The sequence below is a fragment of the Desulfosporosinus sp. Tol-M2 genome (assembly GCF_059735615.1).
In genome coordinates this window covers 1-1,479 of record NZ_JCAIJG010000040.1, presented here as the reverse complement: position 1 = coordinate 1,479, position 1,479 = coordinate 1, and the positions used below count along the sequence as shown (strand labels likewise).

Below are 1,479 nucleotides of genomic sequence, written 5' to 3'. Positions count from 1 at the left end.
AGGTGACCAGAAGATTACAGGTTTAACGAGCGGTAAAAAATATGTAGTAACAATAGGCACCGCTAACTTTGGGGTAAAGGCAGACGGAACACTGGGGGCGGAGAACTCGGCAGCAGAAGACTTAATCGGCACTGAGATCACGGGCTTGACCAATGGAACTACGTATAGCGTCGCTGAAGAAGTTCCAGCCGCTCCGACAGCAGTAGTGCTAGCCGACGGATCATTAGGGACAGCAGCAGACCAGAAAATCACCGGATTAACAAGTGAAACGAAGTATGTGGTAACGTCTGGTGGCAAGAGCTGCGGAGTACAAGCCAACGGAACACTGGGAGCGGAAAACTCGGCAGCGGAAGCCTTGACCGGCACCGAGATCACAGGCTTGACCAATGGAACTACGTATAGCGTGGCTGTAGAAATTCCTTCAGCACCTACATTTGTGAGAGCTGAAGTGACAAGCAATGGTGATGTGAGTATCTTCTTCAGTAAACTCATGGGAAATCTAGTAAACATGCAAGCAAGATTTACTGTTAATGTGGGCGGAACAAATGTAACACCTACAAGCATATCGGCGACAACTAACACCCCAAGTGAGTTTAAGTATAAGTTAACACTTCCTGAAGGTCATAAAGTTATAAACGAAGTAGTTACTGTAACATATACAAAAGACACAAACATATCAAACCAGTTCCTTGCAGCTGATGGAGGAATCTTAGAAACATTTATTGAAAAACCTGTAACTCCGAAACCGTGATATAGACTTTTTGTAAGCCGGCATGTGTCGATAGTTATGGTTTTTCCATGACCCAGGTTACTCATGACGTTATTTATAGCTACTAATTTAGGAAAGTGAATTATTAAACTAATGCCAAACCTAGAGAAAAAAATCATTTTTAACATTGGCTTGCTTATAGCTCCGGTGTTATGTATTATCTTGACTCTGTTTGTAGGAAGATATGACATTTCATTTGGAGATATCTTCCGGGTTTTGCTTGCAGGAGTAGGGCAAGGTGAACGCCCATCCCAAGAGGCTATGACTGTAGTTTGGCAATTGCGGCTGCCGCGAGCAGTAGCGGGGGCCCTTGTTGGCGCAGCATTGGCTTGCAGCGGGACAGCGTTTCAGGGTGTTTTCCGCAATCCTTTGGTCAGTTCAGGGATCCTGGGGGTCAGTAACGGAGCGGGGTTTGGGGCCTGTTTGGCAATCGTATTTTTTCCCGGGGGTTATTTCATCTATGGATTTGCCTTTTTGTTTGGAGTGCTGGCGGTAACGCTTAGCTATTTTGCGGGTAGGATTTATGGAACCACACCAACCGTGACTCTTATCTTAGGCGGAGTGATTGTATCCAGCTTTTTCGGCGCCTTGACATCTATCCTAAAATACGTAGCCGATCCCTATACACAGTTACCGGCAATTGTTTTTTGGTTTATGGGAAGTCTTGCCTCCATTGGATACAAGCATTTTGCGGCGTTTATTCCTATGCT

2 protein-coding genes are annotated in these 1,479 nt (G+C 45.4%); both read left to right on the top strand.

Translation table 11 applies throughout. From position 1 onward, the window contains the following. On the top strand, positions 1-751 hold a 751-nt coding region (locus AC6I5A_RS02650), incomplete at its 5' end, for a hypothetical protein (protein WP_034611428.1). Between the two features lie 111 nt (positions 752-862). Continuing rightward, the coding region (locus AC6I5A_RS02645) for a FecCD family ABC transporter permease (RefSeq protein ID WP_497900445.1) at positions 863-1,479 on the top strand (617 nt) is incomplete at its 3' end.